The organism is Nevskiales bacterium (assembly GCA_035574475.1).
Taxonomy (GTDB): Bacteria; Pseudomonadota; Gammaproteobacteria; order Nevskiales; family DATLYR01; genus DATLYR01.
In genome coordinates this window covers 1-3070 of record DATLYR010000159.1, presented here as the reverse complement: position 1 = coordinate 3070, position 3070 = coordinate 1, and the positions used below count along the sequence as shown (strand labels likewise).

The window sequence follows — 3070 nt, the reverse complement described above, 5'->3', positions numbered from 1 at the left end:
GGTGGCCATGCCCCACAGCCCGAAGTACAGTCCGGCGCGATAGCCGCCGCCGGCCGCGGTGTCCTCGTCCACGACATCGGCCTGCATCGAGGCCGGCACCGCCGTATCGACCCCAAGACAGACGCCCGACAGCACGCAGATGGCGGCATAGGCCCAGAGATCGCCCGGCCCCAGCAGCGGCGCCCATACGAAAATACCGCAGGCCCACAGCATGGAAACGCACCAGACCCGGTGCTTGGCGCGTCCGCGGCTGAGCCGCAGCCACAGCGGCAAGGCCAGCACCGCCGACAGGAAGTAAACCACCAGGAACAGCCCGCTCAGACGCTCGGCCTGCAGCACCTCGGCCACGAAGAACAGAAACAGGGTGGCGGGCAGGCCATTGGCCATGCCGTTGAGCAGATAAGCGATCAGCAGCCGCCGGAACGGCCGGTTGTCGCGCAGCAGTCGCAGGCCCGCACGCCAGTCGAGCGGCGCCACCTGCAGGCCGGCCGGCTCGGGCACGCCGCGCCACAGCAGAAACAGCGCCAGCGGCAGGCTGACCAGCAGGAAACCGTACACGGCCGACAGCGCATCGCCCGCATCGCCCCCGCGCGCCTGCACCCAGCCCGACAGCAGGATCGCCACCAGTGTACCGGCCACCAGGAAGCCTTCGCGGCACAGTGTGACACGCGTGCGCTCATCGTAGTCGGTCACCAGCTCCGCGCCCCAGCTGCTGTAGGGCAGGTAGATCAGCGTCCAGCCCAGATAGGCCACCACGCTCCACAGCAGCAGATAGCTGGCACCGACGCCCGCCTGCGCATGGAACAGGAAGCCCGTGCCCACGAGCAGCACCGGCACGCCCACCAGGATCCAGGGACGGCGCCGGCCGAGGCGCGTGTGGCTGTAGTCACTGGCCCAGCCGATCAGCAAATCGCTGAAGACATCGCTCAGGCGTGCGATGAACAACATCGCGCCAACCGTCGCCGTGCCCAGCCCCAGGCCGGCGTAGAAGGGCGGCAGGTACACCACCAGCGGCAGCCCCAGCGCCGCCAGCGGCAGGCCGAGCCCGCCGTAGGCCAGCAGCCGGTAGATGGACAGGCGGGTGGTTTCCAATCAGGCCGGCTTGTGCAGGCTTACCTGCATCAAATCGATACGCCCGACCTTGAAACCGGCCTCGCAGTAGCCGAGATAGTAGCGCCACATGCGCAGAAAGCGCTCGTCGAACATCGCCTGAATCGTCTCGCGCTCGCGCCAGACACGGCGGTGCCATTCATTCAAGGTGCGTGCGTAATGCTGCCCGAAGAAGCGGGTATCCTTGACCGACAAACCTGCCGCTCGGGCATGGGCGAGGAAGACCCTGGCCGAGGCCAGCATGCCGCCGGGGAAGATATAGGTCTGGATGAAGTCCACGTTCTGCCGGTAATACTCGAAAATGTCATCGTCGATGGTGATGCCCTGGATCGCGGCGATGCCACCCGGCCTGAGCGTGCGCGCCAAGGTGGCGAAATACGCCGGCCAGTACTGCTCCCCCACTGCCTCGTACATCTCGATCGACACCACCCGGTCGTAGACCTCGCGCACGTCGCGGTAATCCTGCAGCCGGAACGCGACCCGGTCGGCCAAGCCGGCCTGCCGGGCGCGCTCGCGTGCGGCCTCGAGCTGCTGCTGCGACAGGGTGATGCTGGTCACACGGCAGCCGGTCTGCTGGGCCGCATACAGCGCGAAACCGCCCCAGCCGGAGCCGATCTCGAGCAGGTGGTGCCCCGGTTTCAGGTCCAGCCGCTCCAGCATCAGCCGGAACTTGTTGCGCTGGGCCTCGGCCAGATCCTGATCGGGTCGCTCGAACACGGCGCTGGAATAGGCCCAGGTTTCGTCCAGCCACAGGCCGTAGAAGTCGTTGCCGAGATCGTAGTGATAGCGGATGTTGCGCCGGCTGCCGCGGCGCGAGTTGCGGCGCAGGCGATGCAGCCCGCGCATGACCAGGCGCAGCAGCCAGCCGCCCTCGCCCACCTCGCCCCAGGCCGACTCGTTGCGCACGAAGGCCTCCAGCAGCAGCGCCAGGTTGGGACTGTCCCAGTCGCCCTCCATATAGGCCTCGGCGAAACCGATGTCGCCGCGCAGGATGCACTTGCGCAGCATGGCATAACGCCGGATTTCGAATTCGGCGTGCGGCCCGGGCTCGCTGCCGGCGAACTCCAGGCGCTGGCCGTCGGGCAGAATGACGCTCAGGCTGCCGTGCCGCCAGCGCCCCAGTACACGCCGCAGGAAGCGCAGCGCCCAGGACTCGCGACCGGTGAAGGGCTGAGCAGCTTCGTTCTGGGACATCAGGACACCTCTTGTAGCGGCGGCTGGGGCTTGCGGAAGAAGGGCGCTCCGCGCAGCCAGATCTTCAGTGCCTGCCAGTGGATCGCGGCGGTCACCTTGAGCGTCATGAGCGGCATGCGCAGGAATTGTCGCAGCAGCTGCGCATCGGTCAGCGGCCGGCGCTCGCCCTGCAGCGCTGCGGCCAGAAGCCAGTGCGGGCCGCCGGCCGCGGCCTCCGCCGCCGGCGGATACAGGCGGATGAGGATGCGAAAGCTTTCCTCCGGCGCGCTGAGGCGGAAGCGGTACTCGCCGCTCATGCCGATCAGCGGCGAAACATGGAACAGCTTGGCCTTGCGCTGCGGCATGTCGTAATCCATCGCTGCGCCGTTACGGCTGAGCAGATAGCAATGCCGCTCGCCGAAGGTATTGTGCACCTCGCACAGGATGGCGCGCAGCGTCCCGTCGCGGTGCTCGCAGTAGTAAATGCTGATCGGGTTGAATACATAACCCAGAACACGCGGCAGGCACAACAGGCGCACGCGGCCACCCGCCAGCTCGATGCCCTGTGCGCGCAGCAGCTCTTCCAGCCACGGCCGCAACGGCCTGCCGTCGTGGGGGCCATGGTCGCGGTCATGGAAGCTGAACAGGTTCCAGCGGTTGTAGGAGAACAGCCGCAGCCGCGATGCGCTCTCGGCGAGGCGGTCGAGGTCCAGCAGCAGGTAGAACAGCCGATAACCAAAACGGTAGCGCACGGGATGCTGGCGCAGGTGCGTCACACGACTCGGAT

At 67.3% G+C, this 3070-nt stretch carries 3 protein-coding genes; all 3 read right to left on the bottom strand.

Going from position 1 to position 3070, the window contains the following annotated elements; translation table 11 throughout:
* A partial coding sequence (locus VNJ47_09380) for an MFS transporter (GenBank protein HXG29044.1) occupies positions 1-1092 on the bottom strand: 1092 nt, incomplete at its 3' end.
* On the bottom strand, positions 1093-2304 hold the full coding sequence (locus VNJ47_09375) for a cyclopropane-fatty-acyl-phospholipid synthase family protein (GenBank protein ID HXG29043.1): 1212 nt from the start codon (positions 2302-2304) through the stop codon (positions 1093-1095). It abuts the gene before it with no gap.
* The coding region (locus tag VNJ47_09370) for a DUF1365 domain-containing protein (GenBank protein HXG29042.1) at positions 2304-3070 on the bottom strand (767 nt) is incomplete at its 5' end. The genes VNJ47_09375 and VNJ47_09370, both read right to left, overlap by 1 nt.

Bases quoted from the DNA above. Each gene is read 5' to 3' on its own strand.
- VNJ47_09375 (HXG29043.1), bottom strand. From the start codon at position 2,304: ATGTCCCAGAACGAAGCTGCTCAGCCCTTCACCGGTCGCGAGTCCTGG.